The 14,675-nt window shown below is 61.1% G+C and carries 15 protein-coding genes; 3 read left to right on the top strand and 12 right to left on the bottom strand.

The window, feature by feature from the left end; genetic code table 11:
* The 10 genes from AB4Z20_RS13495 to AB4Z20_RS13540 form a co-directional block, all read right to left on the bottom strand.
* Window positions 1-1,107 carry an enoyl-CoA hydratase/isomerase family protein gene (locus tag AB4Z20_RS13495; protein WP_253474960.1) on the bottom strand — a complete coding sequence of 369 codons (1,107 nt, stop codon included), beginning with the start codon at window positions 1,105-1,107 and terminating at the stop codon, window positions 1-3.
* Window positions 1,108-1,241: 134 nt separating this feature from the next.
* Entirely contained in the window at window positions 1,242-1,949 is a 708-nt protein-coding gene (locus AB4Z20_RS13500) for an HPP family protein (protein ID WP_442090078.1), read from the bottom strand.
* 176 nt (window positions 1,950-2,125) lie between these two features.
* Window positions 2,126-3,505, bottom strand: a complete 1,380-nt coding sequence (locus AB4Z20_RS13505) for a UDP-glucose dehydrogenase family protein (RefSeq protein ID WP_442090079.1) — start codon at window positions 3,503-3,505, stop codon at window positions 2,126-2,128.
* Window positions 3,506-3,599: 94 nt separating this feature from the next.
* Window positions 3,600-4,334 (bottom strand): metal-dependent hydrolase, encoded by a 735-nt coding sequence (locus tag AB4Z20_RS13510; protein ID WP_442090080.1) that lies wholly within the window; start codon window positions 4,332-4,334, stop codon window positions 3,600-3,602.
* 3 nt (window positions 4,335-4,337) lie between these two features.
* On the bottom strand, window positions 4,338-5,153 hold the full coding sequence (locus tag AB4Z20_RS13515) for a fatty acid desaturase (protein ID WP_301300935.1): 816 nt from the start codon (window positions 5,151-5,153) through the stop codon (window positions 4,338-4,340).
* Between the two features lie 77 nt (window positions 5,154-5,230).
* On the bottom strand, window positions 5,231-6,019 hold the full coding sequence (locus AB4Z20_RS13520; RefSeq protein WP_442090081.1) for a hypothetical protein: 789 nt from the start codon (window positions 6,017-6,019) through the stop codon (window positions 5,231-5,233).
* A 93-nt stretch (window positions 6,020-6,112) separates the two neighbouring features.
* Window positions 6,113-7,033: a LysR family transcriptional regulator gene (locus AB4Z20_RS13525; RefSeq protein WP_214510375.1), complete on the bottom strand. Its 921-nt coding sequence runs from the start codon at window positions 7,031-7,033 to the stop codon at window positions 6,113-6,115.
* Between the two features lie 58 nt (window positions 7,034-7,091).
* Entirely contained in the window at window positions 7,092-7,625 is a 534-nt protein-coding gene (locus AB4Z20_RS13530) for a hypothetical protein (protein ID WP_258687980.1), read from the bottom strand.
* Between the two features lie 40 nt (window positions 7,626-7,665).
* Window positions 7,666-8,457, bottom strand: coding sequence for a putative hydro-lyase (locus AB4Z20_RS13535; RefSeq protein ID WP_258687978.1), 792 nt, complete (start codon window positions 8,455-8,457; stop codon window positions 7,666-7,668).
* A 92-nt stretch (window positions 8,458-8,549) separates the two neighbouring features.
* A complete protein-coding gene (locus tag AB4Z20_RS13540; protein WP_320388637.1) occupies window positions 8,550-9,497 on the bottom strand; it encodes a LysR family transcriptional regulator in 948 nt (315 codons plus the stop codon).
* Window positions 9,498-9,759: 262 nt separating this feature from the next.
* On the opposite strand from AB4Z20_RS13540, the gene AB4Z20_RS13545 reads away from it, so the two are divergent.
* From AB4Z20_RS13545 to AB4Z20_RS13555, 3 genes are all read left to right on the top strand, one after another.
* On the top strand, window positions 9,760-11,043 hold the full coding sequence (locus AB4Z20_RS13545) for an MFS transporter (protein WP_214510379.1): 1,284 nt from the start codon (window positions 9,760-9,762) through the stop codon (window positions 11,041-11,043).
* Window positions 11,044-11,162: 119 nt separating this feature from the next.
* On the top strand, window positions 11,163-12,401 hold the full coding sequence (locus AB4Z20_RS13550; RefSeq protein WP_442090082.1) for an OprD family porin: 1,239 nt from the start codon (window positions 11,163-11,165) through the stop codon (window positions 12,399-12,401).
* Window positions 12,402-12,659: 258 nt separating this feature from the next.
* Complete coding sequence (locus tag AB4Z20_RS13555) at window positions 12,660-13,232, top strand: phosphoglycerate mutase family protein (protein ID WP_442090083.1); 573 nt, start codon at window positions 12,660-12,662, stop codon at window positions 13,230-13,232.
* Here the strand turns inward: AB4Z20_RS13555 and AB4Z20_RS13560 are convergent.
* Window positions 13,221-13,901: a class I SAM-dependent methyltransferase gene (locus AB4Z20_RS13560; RefSeq protein WP_253474928.1), complete on the bottom strand. Its 681-nt coding sequence runs from the start codon at window positions 13,899-13,901 to the stop codon at window positions 13,221-13,223. The genes AB4Z20_RS13555 and AB4Z20_RS13560 overlap by 12 nt on opposite strands.
* 63 nt (window positions 13,902-13,964) lie before the next feature.
* Window positions 13,965-14,594, bottom strand: coding sequence for a LysE family translocator (locus AB4Z20_RS13565; protein WP_214510382.1), 630 nt, complete (start codon window positions 14,592-14,594; stop codon window positions 13,965-13,967).
* Window positions 14,595-14,675: the final 81 nt, after the last annotated feature.

Genomic DNA, 14,675 nt, shown 5'->3' on the forward strand with positions numbered 1-14,675 from the left:
TCAGTTCCCGTGGTCGTCGAAGCCGTCGAAGAAACTCGCCACATGGTCAGCGTCCAGCGCCTCCAGGGTCGGCGGGTTCCAACGCGGGTTCTTGTCTTTGTCGATCAGCAAGGCGCGCACACCTTCGATCAGGTCACCGCGCTCGAACCATTGCTGATCCAGATGCAGTTCCAGGGCAAAACAGTCTTCCAGGCTCAAATGCCGACCGCGCCGCAGCATTTCCAGGGTCACGGCCGTGGCCAGGGGAGAGCGGCTGTCCAGCAGGTCGGCGGTCTTAATCGCCCATTCGTGGCTGTTGGCGACGGTGACCTGGCGCAACTGCTCGACCATGCTCGGCACGTCGGGCAGGCCAAAGAAATGGTCGATGGCTGGCCGCAGGTCGGCCAGGGGCGGGGCAGGCAGCTGTTGCACACCAAGCTTGGCCAGCAAGCTTTGCAGGTCCTTGAGTGGCGTATCACCCCACGCCAGGCGATCGAGGCGCGCATCGAGCTGTTCAAGCTTGCGACTGTCCAGATACCAGTCGGCCAGCCCGCAATACAAGGCGTCAGACGCACGGATCTGCACGCCGCTGACGCCCAGGTAGATACCCAGTTCGCCAGGAATGCGCGGCAGGAAGTAACTGCCGCCCACGTCCGGGAAATACCCGATGCCGACTTCCGGCATGCCCAGGCGGCTGCGCTCGGTCACCACCCGCAGGTCGGCACCTTGTGCCAGCCCCATGCCGCCGCCCAGCACGAAGCCATCCATCAAGGCAACGATCGGTTTGCGGTAGTGATGAATCGTCAGGTCGAGGGCGTATTCCTCGACGAAGAAGTCTTCATGCAGGGTGTCACCCTGCTTGTAGCTGTCGTACAACGAACGGATATCACCGCCGGCGCAAAACGCCTTCTCGCCCGCGCCACGCAGCACCACGGCGCGGATCTGTGGGTCCAGAGCCCAGGTATCGAGTTGTTGCTGCAAGCTGCGCACCATGCCCAGGGTGAGGGCATTGAGGCCGGCGGGGCGGTTCAGGGTCAAATGGCCAATGTGATTGCGAACTTCGACCAGCACCTCATAGGCCGCGGTTTCGATGGTTCCCGCAGCGTGTGATGAAACCTGAGCTGTCATCGCTAACTCCCTGCTTTTATTCTTCTTTATGAATTGTGTCGCGCGTACCCATTCAGGATCGTACCAGTGCAAATTTGCATTGCACAACCGGGATACGTGCAGGTCCTTTCTGCATATTTATAGCAGCCACAGGCTCAACCGCGACTAGAGAGAACCTCCGCGATGCTGCGGCGCTTGGCATTTCGCTCGCTGACGTGGATCAATTGCTCGAGATCTTCCGGTGTGACGTCAAAGAATGCTTCCATTTCTGCCAAGGCCAGTTTCAGGTCTTCGGCGGTGATCGCCTGGCGGTCGACGGGAGGGTGGTCAGCCGGTATGACGGCCACCGGTTCGCTGGCTCGCTTGGGATAGCGCACCCGCGTCAGGTTGTTGTAGGCCAGGGCAAAGGCCAGCAGCCCGGAACCGGCCAGCATCGCCGCGCCAACGGCTTGCCAGTCCAAGGTAATGATAGACGGGGCGGCCAGTACCAGCGTCGCCGCCAGGGCGCCTGCCGGTGGATGCAAGCAACGCAGCCAGCACATCAACACCAGCGCCATGCCCGCCGCCAGGCAGGCGCTACCCAGCGTGCGACCCAATACATGGGCCACCAGCAGCGCGACGACCGACGCACACAGGTAACCGCCGACAATCGACCAGGGCTGGGCGAGGACGCCCGATGACACCGCAAACAACAGCACCGCCGAGGCGCCGAGCGGGCCGATCAGGTGTTGCGCCACCTCAAGGCCGAATACCTGGCCACAGAGCCAGACGCTGAACATCGTCCCCAGCGCCATGCCGATGGCGGCGCGGCTCCATTCGGTGGGACGGGTATTGATAGCGGCGGGGAACCAGCGAGAAAGCATTAAGCGACAATCCAAAAAACGAACAAAAAAAGGGGCTTACGGGGAGGTCCCAGAAAGCCCTTTAAGTGTTCCAACAGTTGGGGGAGGAACGCTGCACAGTGTGCCGTTCACAACCCTTGCTTACAAATTCATATTAATGCTGCTTGAGTGCATTAATTTTGAGGTAACGCCACCGGTCACGCGCTTCTCGACGCTGGGAACCACGTTTGCTGGGCGATAGGCAGGTTGCGCGACTGCCCGCGACCCATCGGGAAATAGGTGAAACCCTTGTCGTCCATGCGCTCCGGATCGAACAGGTTACGACCGTCAAAAATCACCGGGGCCTTGAGCCGTTGCTGGATCAGGTCGAAGTCCGGCGCCTTGAAGGGCTGCCATTCGGTGCAGATGACCAGCGCGTCGGCCCCCGGCAACACCGATTCCGGCGTGCCCATCAGCATGAGTCGGGGCTCGTCGGGGTAGAGCAATTGCGTCTGTTGCATCGCCTCCGGGTCGAACGCGCGGACGCTGGCACCTGCGGCCCAAAGCGATTCCAGCAAGGTGCGGCTCGGTGCGTCGCGCATATCGTCGGTGTTGGGCTTGAAGGCCAGGCCCCAGAGGGCGAAGGTCTTGCCGCGCAGGTCGCCCTGGTAGAACGCGTTGATCCGCTCGAACAGCTTGTGTTTCTGCCGCCCGTTGATGGCTTCCACCGCTTGCAGCAGGTCGCTGGAGCAATGAGCCTGCTCGGCTGTGTGGATCAGGGCACGCATGTCCTTGGGAAAGCACGAGCCGCCGTAGCCACATCCCGGGTAGATGAAGTGATAGCCGATGCGCGAGTCGGCGCCGATGCCCAGGCGCACGGACTCGATGTCGGCCCCCAGGTGTTCGGCCAGTTCGGCGATCTGGTTGATAAAACTGATCTTGGTCGCCAGCATGCCGTTGGCGGCGTATTTGGTCAGCTCGGCGCTGCGCAGGTCCATGAACAGGACCCGGTCGTGGTTGCGGTTGAACGGGGCGTACAGGTCGCGCATGGTTTCGCGCACTTCATCGCGCTCGCAGCCGATCACGATGCGATCCGGACGACGGCAATCGGCGACCGCCGAGCCTTCCTTGAGGAATTCGGGGTTGGAGACAATATCGAACTGCAGCAGGCGACTGGCCTTGAGCAGGCATTTGTCGATGTGCGCCCGCAGAACGTCGCCGGTGCCCACCGGCACGGTGGACTTCTCCACCACAATGAGCGGTTGCTCGCGGTAGCGGGCGACGGCTTCGCCGACGGCCAGGACCTGGCTCAGATCGGCACTGCCGTCGTCCCGGGAAGGCGTGCCCACGGCGATAAACAGCACTTGGCCGTGCTGCACGGCGAGCTGTTCGTCGCAGGTGAAATGCAAACGGCCAGCCTCCAGGCCTTCACGCACCAGCGCGGCCAGGCCCGGCTCGTAAATGCTCACCTGGCCTTGGCGCAGGCTGTCGACCTTGCGCTCGTCGATGTCCATGCACACCACGTCATGGCCCACTTCGGCCAACACGGCAGCTTGCACCAAGCCTACGTAACCACTTCCGAACACACTGATTTTCATGGCGAACTCCCTGGATCATTCCGAGCGGGCGACATGCACAACCAGCCATTCGCCGCCGTGCGCTCGGTCCAGAATAAGTCGGCGATATTGCAGTTCACTTACAGTCCGCCATCGCATTCGTTTTCAGCGGAAGAAAGTAGGCGGCCCATCCGCTTGCCAGCAGCACCAGGTTCGCGCCGTCGCGCAGCAGCAGGCGCCCCGTGGCCCATCCCAGCTGCCTGGCGCTGACGCGGCCGCGGGCAATGTCCCAGCGAGCAAAACCATGCAGATGCCGCAGGACATCGAAGGTCATCAGCGCCGATGCGGCCAAGAAATAGACAATCCGCTGCCAATAGGGGACACCCAACGCCTGGAGCAGATCGGTGGTGACGTGCTGATGAGCCACTTCTTCAGTGCAGTGCCAGCGCCACAGGCGTGTTTGCGGGGAGGCGCTGGTAGAAAGCAGCCCGCCACTGCGCAAGGCGATCCGCGAGGTGACGGCCGTCACATGCTCGAACGCCGCGGCCAGGGACAGCTGCGCATGGAGTGACAGTTTGGCACGCAGGGCATCGAGGTCCTTTTCGATCTCGTGTTCGTATTTCTTGACTGCAAAACCCTGCTTTTCCAGTTGTTGGTTGTAGAGGCGATGGGCTCGCTGGTGGGCGCGTTCCTCGGCCACGAAGTCGCGTGACTGGTCAGCCAGTGGCGAGGTTGGCGGCAACTGCAACGCGGATGATTCCACCACCGAAATCACAAATTGTTCGCCGGCAGGCAGCAGCACCGAAAAGGCATCGAACAGGTAGGTCCTGATCGGTGTGTCGTTCCAGAAGGGCTCGCAGTTGTTTTTCATGGCTTATTTCCAGAGTCTGGGACCGAGTCGCATCCATGTCGCAACGAACGTGGGCAGGTCTGTCATGCCACCGGGCTTGTCTTTGGCGAGCACCCTCGATTGCGCGTACGCGTGGAACCAGCGGGTTGCAGGCGCATGATGGTGGGTGCGATGCAGCGAACGATGCAGGATCAGCCAGGAGAGGGCCTTTGGCAGGCGCACGTCCGTGGTGATCTCACAGGGCGCGCGGCGCGGGCCTTGGGCCGAGATCCGTACGCCATAGTGCTCGGCTTGCGTCAGCCAGAAATCCATCCAGGCAAACAGGCAATAAGGGAGCAGATAGACGCAGACGACCAGGCGAGGCACCTCATAGAGACCGAACGCCAGCGCACCGGCAAAAACGACGATCAAGGCGTTGTTCCAGCGCCAGCGCCAGACCGCGTTCGGCGGCAGGTAGCGGCGGGAGATCCTGTTGGTGGAGATCGCCACCCAGAATTGCTCTGCGGCGCCCAGCAGGCTGATCCAGCGGGTGGGCCAGGTCTGTTCGTACATCAAGCCTTCGGGATCATCGGCCTGGCAGGTCTTGCGGTGGTGTTCGAGGTGGAAGTAGCGGTAGCCCACGAAGTTGGCCGCAAAAATGCCTGCCGCGAACACCCCCACTGCGTCATTGAGGCGTGTGCCCACGAGGAACTGGCGATGCACGCCTTGATGCTTGATCTCCTGGACACCGATCATCAGGATCGCCTGGAGCACGATCAGCGGTGCGACAGCCAGCCATACGAATGCCTCGTGCGTCGCCAGCCAGGCAATCGCGGCGGTATTCAGGACGCACAGTGCCATGAACAGGTAGCTGGGAAGATTGCTGCTCGATGAAGCAAAAGCCACTGCACGGGCAACGGCTACAGCCCGGGAAGTGTTCACAGGCACACGAAGACCAGTTTTTTCATGCGTTGCAACCAGGGCAACGGAACTCTCTTCCAGATGAACGAAAGGCCCGACAGCGGCACTTTGCCTTGGATCAGCACGCCGACATCCAGCGAAGGCTCATGGGGGAAGTAGTTGTCTTTGATGGCGACGATCTTGCGAAAGCCTTTCTTGAAGTAGTACCGCAGTTGTGGGTCCAACGGCACTCCCTGGCGTTTACCCAGGATGTAGTGTGCCGCTGTGATACCGGGGTTTTTCGAGCGCCAATCCCTCAGGCCCGGGACAGGGGATCCCAGATAGATGACCGACCAGCCTTGTTTCAGCGCATAGGGCCAGAAGAACTCGAAAATCGCATTGGCCGCTTTCGGATCGACGCTGCTCAGGCTGATGCCAAACAACGCATCCGTTCTGGCCGATTCGTCACCGTGCTGTTTCCTCGCGCAATCTGCCCAGGTCGGGCACTGGCGAATATGGTCGTGCCGGGTCGGTTTCATGAACAGCGATGCCTGCGCGGTGCCGCTGCGAGTGCAAAACGCACCGACACTCAGGGCAGGAAATGCGGCGATTCGGGAGGCCAGCATGGCGGCATCGGCCCGCTGATCGTCCGTCCATTTCTTTTGTTCGAGCTCAAGCAGCGAGGGGATGTCTGCACACGACAGGAACCGAACACAGATCTCACCTTCACGGGACCTGTCGCTGTTCTGCGCGTCATGCCTGTGTTCCCTATGAGTTGGCGTTTTAGTCGGCGCTTCGGGGGGGCTGTTTTTCAGGAATGCTTGCATCAGGCAGATGGCTCACCGATCGAGGGACGGGATCAATCGGTGCCCACGGTATGTCACCGGTGTGAATATCTGATGACGAAATGAATGGGCGGCTTAATTCATATCGAGTCGGTACTCGGCCGGTAATTGTGCGACGAATTCGCTGACCACTTCGCGGGTCAGACTGACGATGTCTTCCACCCGTTCCATTCCCGCGCCGGTCCGCCAGCTGGCGACGATGTCCATGACCGAGGGCAGCGGCACACCGTCCACCAACGTCAATGTGCCTTGGGCCAGTTCGCCGACGACCAGCGCCGCGGGCATGGCGCCAATGCCAAAGCCGTCGCGAACCAGGCGGGTAATGGCCGAGGCCGAGTTCACGCAGTTGATGCGGGGCGAGACGATGTTGGCCGAGTGCAGCAGGTTGAGAATGTCCTGGTGGGGGCGAGAGTTGCGCGAGAACGTCACGATGCGTTCCTGCGACAAGTCCTCCAGCGACGCATAGGAGCGGTCATAGGCGGAGCCGGTGCGCACCACCCAGTGCATCGGGTAACGCGCCAGCAGCGCGTTGCGTACGCTGTCCAGGCGCAGGATGTCGGTCTGGAAAATGATGTCCTGGTAGCCTTTCTCCAGTTGCGAGCACAGGTTGCTCGCGGTGTCGGCCGACAGTTCGATTTCCAGGGCTGGGTAACATTCCATCAGGCGCGTCACCAAGGGGCTGAGCCAGGTGTGGATCACCGTATCCATCGCACCGATGCGGATCCGACCGCGCACCTGGCGCGGATCCTTGATCACGGCTTTCATGCTTTGCATGGTGTCCATGATGCGCTCGGCGTACTCCAGCACGCGCTGGCCTTCGGAGGTCAGCGACACACCTTTGGAATCGCGTACGAACAGGCGCACACCCATTTCGTCCTCCAGGGCGGCGATCCGACTGGAAATGGACGCCTGGGTGGTGAACAGCTTTTCCGCGGTGAGGCGAAAGCTCTTCAGGCGGGCGACCCAGACGAAGGTTTCGAGAAACTTGATGTTCATTTGGGGCGATTCCTTGAAACAGTCGTGGAAGACTCCTGAAAGCGCATGGGCAGCCTGATCAAAGATCTTCCAGGTACCGGATAACATCCTGAAGCGCGCCTGAGTCCGGCACGTTATCGATAACCGCTTCAGGCTGGCACCATGGGTACTCCAGCCGTGATGCCCAGGCCATGATCATCGGCAGATCGGTCGCCGGCAGGGTCTTCATGTGTTCGATGGTGATGGTCAGTCGCTTGGCCAGGCTTGACGCCGGATCGAACTGCCAGTCATACAGGCCGCAACCGACGCGTGCCTCGCCGCTGTTCTTGTCGGACATCGCCACCAGCCATTTGCACTGGAACGCCTCGGCGTTGGCCGGTGGCGGGGCGGCCAGGCAGAACGTGTAGACGTTTTCGAAGGTCTGGCCAAAGCGACTGACCAGCACGTCGCCAATGGCGGTACGGCCTTCGACGTGGTCGGGAAACGTGATGGAACCGGTGCGCACCACCATGTGCAGAATAGCAGTCGGCGTAAAAGCCTGGTCCAGCAGGTGAGGGCGGTTGCCGTCCTTGGCGCTGATGTACTGTTGAATCGATTGCTGAGCGGTGTTCATCGTGTGTCCCTTCAAGTTGAAAAACAGCCTCGTCCGAGGTTTACAAATCACTGTTCCATAAGTCCGTCACCAGCATGCAGCCCGGGGCGTGGGTGATGCACAACGGTGGACGCGAGGCCTGGACCACCGATTGAGGCGTCACGCCGCAGGCCCAGAACACCGGGATCTCGTCCGCTTCCACCGGCACGGCATCGCCGTAATCCGGCGAGTCCAGGGATTGAATGCCGATCAGTGACGGATCGCCGATGTGCACCGGGGCGCCGTGAACGTTGGGCATGCGCCCGGTAATCTGGATCGCCTGGATGGCCGCGGCGGCTTTCATCGGCCGCATGGTCACCACCATTTTGCCAGACAGGCGAGCGGTGGGGCGTGTGTCGATGTTGGTCTGGAACATCGCGACATTGCGCCCCAACTCAATGTGCCGCAAACGGATGCCGGCCTCCAGCAGGGGTTGTTCGAACGAGAACGAGCAACCGAGGGCGAAGGCCACCAGGTCGTCCTGCCACAGGTGTTCGATGTCCAGCGGCGCTTCGCTCAACTCGCCGTGGCGGTAGACCCGGTATTGAGGCACCTCGTGGCGGATATCGATGGCGACGCCCAGGTTGCGGAAGAACGGATCGCCTGGCTCGGTCACATCAAGCACCGGACAGGCCTGGCGATTGAGGGTGCAGTAGCGCAGGAATTCATTGGCCCAGTCGCCGGGCAGAATCACGATATTGGCTTGCACGCGGCCCTGGCCCAGGCCGCTGGTGTGGCCCTGGTACTGGCCGGCGGCGATGCTTTGGCGCAGGGCCAGGGGCGTGCATTGCTGCAGTTGTTCGAAGGACATCATTACGGGGCTCTCCAAGCGTTCGTTCGCTACTTTGAGAACACCGTGGCGATGACGTCCAACAAGGAATATTGCTACCCCGTGACAACTAAAAGTTATTCAAGAGGTGGTTGGCTGTTCAGCCCGGGAGCCGCCACCATGCGTTGCGGCCCGACATCAACGGCGTATTGGCTGACCACCTGGCGACTCATCTGCACGATATTCTCGACCAGTTCCAGGCCGACACCAGCGCGCCACGAGGCGACGACGCCGAGTTGGGGCAGGGCGGTGCCGGGTTCGAGCTGGATCAATTCGCCGCTGGCCAGGGGCTTGGCCACCAGCGCGGCGGGCAAGGCGCCGATGCCGAATCCGTCGCGAATCAGCCGGGTCATGGCCGACACCGAGTTGACGCAACTGACCCGCGGCGCACTCACGCCATGGGCGTACAACAGGTTGAGTACATCCTGATGCGGTCGCGAATGCTTGACGAAGGTGATGATGCGCTCGCCGGCCATCTCCACCAGCGACGCATAGGGGCGGGCATAGATCGACTGGCTGGCGGCGATCCAGTGCATGGGGTAGTGACCCAGTTCCAGGTTGCGCACGCTTTCGTGGCGGACCAGATCGGTCTGGAACACGATGTCCAGGTAGCCTTTTTGCAATTGGTCACAGAGATTGCGCGCGGCGTCGGCGGTGATTTCGATTTCCACGGCGGGGAAGGCTTGCATCAGCATCGACATCAACGGGCTGAGCCAGGTGTGGATCACCGTATCCATCACGCCGATGCGCACCAGGCCTTGCTGCGGGCTGGTGGTGTCCAGTGACTGCTTCAACGCCCGCTGCACTTCGAGCATCTGTTCGGCGTAGTCGAGCACCTTGAGGCCTTCAGGTGTCAGCGAAACCCCGCGCGAATCCCGTACGAACAGGCGCAGGCCCAACTCCTCTTCCAGCGAAGCGATTCGGCTGGAGATCGCCGCCTGGGTGCTGAACATCTTCTCGGCGGTGAGGCTGAAACTCTGTAGCCGGGCGACCCAGACAAAGGTTTCGAGGAATTTGAGGTTCATGAAGGCTCTCTGGGTGCGGGTGGTTCTTATGTTGCAATTGTTTTGCAATTGTTACTCCAGATCGGGCCGTTGGGGCATCAAGTTTTCTTATGTCCCATCTGTTGTTTTTCCCGTTTGACGCTGTGCCGATCCGCCACCAAGAATCCGCTCCACGACGCAGCCACTGCGTCCGCATCCCCAACGACAACGCCTTCACAAAAAAATAACGAGGCGTGTCCGTCATCTTCGCTTGCTGCCGCAGGAACCTTCCATGGAAAAGACCATGACTGACTGCGTAACCACCGGGACAGGGCGCACGGGCCCGTTCAGTTGGTACGGCCCCCTGTCGAAAAATGAAAAACGTACATTCTGGAGCTGCAAGATCGGCTATGCCCTGGACGGCATGGATACGCAGATGCTGAGCTTCGTCATCCCGACCCTGATCGCGACCTGGGGGATTTCCAAGGGCGACGCCGGCATGATCGGCACCTGCACGCTGCTGGCCTCGGCGGCCGGCGGTTGGATCGCCGGGATCCTGTCCGACCGTATCGGCCGGGTACGGACCCTGCAATTGACGGTCCTGTGGTTCGCATTCTTCACCTTCCTGTGTGGGCTGGCGCAGAACTACGAGCAATTGCTGGTGGCCCGGACCTTGATGGGCTTTGGCTTCGGCGGTGAATGGACCGCGGGGGCGGTATTGATCGGCGAGGTGATCCGTTCCAAGGACCGTGGCAAAGCAGTGGGCATGGTGCAGGCCGGATGGGCGCTGGGCTGGGGGCTGACCGCGCTGTTGTATGCCGGACTGTTCAGTTTCCTGCCGCCGGAAGACGCCTGGCGGGCATTGTTCATGATCGGCCTGGTGCCGGCGCTGTTTGTGCTGGTGATCCGTCGACTGGTCAAGGAGTCGGATACCTTCGAACATGCGGTGCGGGAGCGCCAGGCCAAGCCGGAACTGGGCTCTCGCTGGGCATTCTTCGAGATATTTGCCCCACGGATGCTCAGCACGACGTTGCGCGCCTCGCTGTTGACCACCGGTGCGCTGGGCGGCTACTACGCCATCACTACGTGGTTGCCGACGTACCTGAAAACCGAACGCGGCCTGAGTGTGCTCGGCACGGGCGGCTACCTGGCGATGGTCATCGTCGGTTCCTACATCGGCTACGTGACCAGTGCGTTGCTGACCGATGCCATCGGCCGCAAGAAGAACTTCATCCTGTTCGCAGTCGGCTCCATGGCAATCGTCCTGGCCTACACCCAACTGCCCATCGATAACACCTGGATGCTCTGGCTGGGCTTTCCACTGGGCTTCTTCGCCTCGGGCATCTTCGCCGGCATGGGCGCATTCCTGACCGAGCTGTTTCCCACCCGCATGCGCGGGTCGGGGCAGGGCTTCTGCTACAACGCCGGGCGTTCCATCGCGGCGCTGTTCCCATTGTTCATCGGCGCGTTGAGCAACACCTTGCCCATCGGCACCGGGATCGGCGTGTTTGCCGCCGGCGCCTATGGCGTGGTGATCCTGGCGGCGTTGAGCCTGCCGGAAACCCGCGGCAGACAGCTCGAGTCCTGACCAACCGTGACGTCCGCGCACAGCGCGGACGCCACAACAACTCTTAAAACAACAACCATCGGACGCGATTGCAACGCCCCCGAGAGGGTTCGCTCGTGTCCATAAAAAAGGAGCATGCCATGGGGCATTTCACATCCACCTGGTTTTATACCCCCGCCGGTACGTTGCTGGGCCTGAGCCTGATCGGCGTACCGAACGCCCAGGCCGACTTCATCGCCGACAGCAAAGGCAGCCTGGAGGCCCGCAATTTCTACTTCAACCGCGACTTCCGCCAGGAAGGGGCACGGGACAAGGCCGAAGAATGGGCGCAGGGCTTTCTGCTGCGGATGGAGTCGGGATACACCGCCGGGACCGTGGGTTTCGGCCTCGATGCCTTGGGCATGGCCGGTTTCAAACTGGACTCCGGGGGCGGTACGGCGGGCACCAACCTGCTGCCAGCGGATCTGTCTGGCGGTTCGCAAGACCGCTATGGCGAGCTGGGCCTGACGGCCAAAGTCCGTGCGTCCAACAGCACCTTGAAGCTGGGAACGTTGCAGATCAAGGACCCTGCGGTGAGTTCCAACGACACGCGCCTGTTGCCGGGAACGTTCAAGGGTGGCTTGCTGAGCGTGCAGGAAATCGATCGTTTGAAGCTGACTGCCGGGCAACTCACGCAGATCAATTTTGTCGACTCCACCGACTACCAGGACATGACCGCCAACCGCATCGGCGGTAGCAGCGACAAGTTCCAGTTCGCCGGAGCGGACTATCAGTTCCTGCCGAACCTCACGGCTCAATACCGCTATAGCCTGTTGGAAGACATCTACCAGCAGAACTACCTCGGCTTCGTCCACACCCTGGACCTGGGCGCAGGCCAGTCGTTCAAGAGTGACGTGCGCTATTCGCGCAGCACCGAAGACGGCAGTTTTCGCGAACTCGACAACCAGGCCTTCGGCGCCATGTTCACCTACAGCCTGGCGGGCCATGCGTTGGGCCTGGGCTACCAGCGCATGAGCGGCGACGATCCGTTCCCGTACATCGGACGCAGCGATCCCTACCTGGTCAACTTCGTGCAGATCGGCGACTTCGCCAACATCGACGAGCGTTCCTGGCAAGCGCGCTATGACTACAACTTTGCGGCCATTGGCGTACCCGGGTTGACCTTCATGACCCGCTACATCACCGGCGACAACGTCCAGCGCAGCGCACCGGGCGAAGGCAAGGAATGGGAGCGCAACACGGATATCGCCTATGTGGTACAGGATGGAACCTTGAAGGGCCTGGGCTTGAAATGGCGCAACGCAACGGTGCGCTCGAATTTTGGCAACGACCTGGATGAGAACCGGTTGATCGTCAGCTACACGATGGCCCTTTGGTAAGCTCCCGGCAATTTCTGGCCAGAGCTTGCTCTCCCAGGGCTCTGTAGGAGCTGGCGAAGCCTGCGATCTTTTGATCTTTCGCTTGAGATTTAAGTGTCAGGGGAAAGATCGCAGCCTCGTTGCACTCGACAGCTCCTACACAGCTCCTACACAAGCTCCCTCGCCACGATATTTACCAAACTCGATCAATGGCGTCGTTACGTGTATACAGGTGCGCTTCGAAAGGGATTTTCAAGACAACGCAAGGGAGCTGTCGCTGTGATTTACCTGATACGCCATGCCACGCCGCTGATCGATTACAAACCCTGCAACGCGCGTTCAGCCAAGCTGCTGCTGGATGAATACAATCAGACCTCGTCCATCGATGAGGGTGAAATTGCCGCATTCCTGAGCCAACCGGGCTTGTCCCAAGTGCTTTTGGCGACCGAAGCCAGCATCATTTCCTCGCCCGTCAACAGAGCCTACGCGACGGCATGCCGGCTATTCGAAGCCACACGTATCCAACAGGATGCTCGACTACGTGAATACGACTTGCGGCTGAGCAGCATTCCTGTCTTGAAAATGGGCGTGAGGCATTGGTTCGCCTTGCACAGGATCCTGTGGTTGCTGGGGATTTCACTGGGCGCCACCAGCCGAAAAGCCGAACACCAGCGGGCGCTCGGTATCGCCGATGAGCTTTACAACAGCTGCGGCGAACCGGGGAAGACCACGATCGTTGTCTCTCACGGCATGTTTCTCAGAACCGTCAGGAAAACCCTGCAAAAGCGCGGACTGCAGGCGCGCAGGGTGTATCGCTCGGGGTGTTTTACCGTCGAGTCGCTAACGCCATGACGGGGATTGCTCGGCCACCAGCAGTAACGACTGCGGCACCGGGCTTTGTGGATGCTGCGGTTCCTGCAGGATCACCAATCGGAAACCGGCCATGTCCAAGGCATTGAGCCAACTGGACAAGGTGCGGAAGTACCACGGCATACGTTGCCATTGGCCCTTGAACCCATCGAAGGTTTCTTCTCGCCAACCGTCCTGATAATCGCCCGCCGCCACGGTCCATGGATGCAGCGTCTGCACCACCAGCGCGCCGCCTGGGCTGAGCAGGGCATTCATCGCGGCGAGCAATGGGATAATGTCCTGGTGCAACAGGGCGAAGTTGGCGCAGATCAGGTCGTAGCCGCTGCCGACGTCCACCTTTGCCTCCACCAGCGCGTCATAGCTTGCCAGATGCACCGGCGAGGAACCCGCCGCCCGCGCCGCATCGACCAGCGTCGCGTCGCCATCCACACCAACCGCTTCGATGCCCCGTTCAGCCAGCGCCCGCAACAGCCAGCCTTCGCCGCAACCCAAATCGAGCACGCGCGCAGGTTGACGGCTCTGTACCGCCAGTAGCATGGCCTGGTCCGTGACCGTCAGCCGGCTTTCGATGGCACCCGTGCGGATGGCTTCGATCCAGGATTGGGCGTTGTGGTGCCAGCTTTGGAGGAGGGTGGTTTCCGAGGACGACATTGATCCAGCTCCGCAATGGATTGGCTAAGCATAGGTCAATCGCTGGCGCAGGGAAGCCAGTGGTCAAAGCGGGCGATCAAGAAACAACAGGCGTGCGGCCAGCGCTGCCATGACCCCGGCAAAACCATACGTACCCAGGCGCCTTGAAATCCCGCCGCTTGCCAGCTTCGCCCTGAGCTGAGCGGCGCAAACACCCAGCAGCGTATGGAATACGAGTGCAATCAGCGCCAGCAAAGCGCCCAGGAAGATCAACTGCACACTGACGCCGCCAGCCTTGACGTTGACGAACTGGGGCAGGAATACCATGAAGAACAGCAGCGCCTTGGGATTCAAGAGGCTGTTGAGGGCGCCTCGGCAGAAGATTTTCCACAGCGAAGCCGCCTGGAGCTGGCTATCCTGAGTCGCTGCTGGCGTTCTCAGTGCTTGCCAGGCAAGCCACAGCAGATAACCAGCCCCGGCCAGGCGCAGGATGTCGAACGCCGGCGCCCAGCTCATCACCAGCGCACCAATGCCCGCGCTGACCATCATCGTCATCAGCACGTCCGAAAAGGAAATGCCAAGGGCGGCGGCAACGCCGGCACGCCAGCCGTGGGCCAGCGCATGGCTGGTGACGAAGGCCATGTTGGGCCCTGGGACGATCAGCAGAAGCACGACAGCAACCACGAACAGGTAGAGATTGGCGGTATCCGGCATGGGGATCACTCCGAGGGATGAGCCACGACAGTAAGCGAATGACGAGGAGGGCGTCAGTTACAGTCCGGGCCAATCTGATAG

It is taken from the genome of Pseudomonas sp. KB_12, assembly GCF_052114545.1.
GTDB lineage: Bacteria > Pseudomonadota > Gammaproteobacteria > Pseudomonadales > Pseudomonadaceae > Aquipseudomonas > Aquipseudomonas brassicacearum.